This window comes from Citrobacter sp. Cpo142, from assembly GCF_030332425.1.
In the GTDB taxonomy this organism is placed as follows: domain Bacteria; phylum Pseudomonadota; class Gammaproteobacteria; order Enterobacterales; family Enterobacteriaceae; genus Citrobacter; species Citrobacter portucalensis.
The window spans coordinates 1-240 of record NZ_JAOWHW010000047.1 but is presented as its reverse complement, the minus strand read 5'-3'; the positions used below and the strand labels follow the sequence as shown (position 1 = coordinate 240).

The 240-nt window shown below is 53.3% G+C and carries 1 protein-coding gene; it reads left to right on the top strand.

Features of this window, described 5'->3' with window-relative positions; translation table 11 throughout:
- Positions 1-47: 47 nt before the first annotated feature.
- A partial coding sequence (locus OGY18_RS02215) for a hypothetical protein (protein ID WP_286551546.1) occupies positions 48-240 on the top strand: 193 nt, incomplete at its 3' end.

Sequence of the window (240 nt, the reverse complement as noted above, 5' to 3'; positions counted from 1 at the left end):
TGGGTATCAGGCTGGCTGGCAGCTTCAGCCTAATTCTGGTTCTTGTCATGATCATGACAGTGACCGGAGTGGGGTACCTGTACTCTATGCTCACTTCCACCGATCGCGTGACGGATTATTATCTTCTGCAGGAGCGTATGGCGAATGAATGGCAGACCGGTATTGAATCAAACGGTGCGCTTGGACTGGTTCTGCTGACGTCGGGGGACCCGGATATCAGGACATATGCACAGCAGCGGA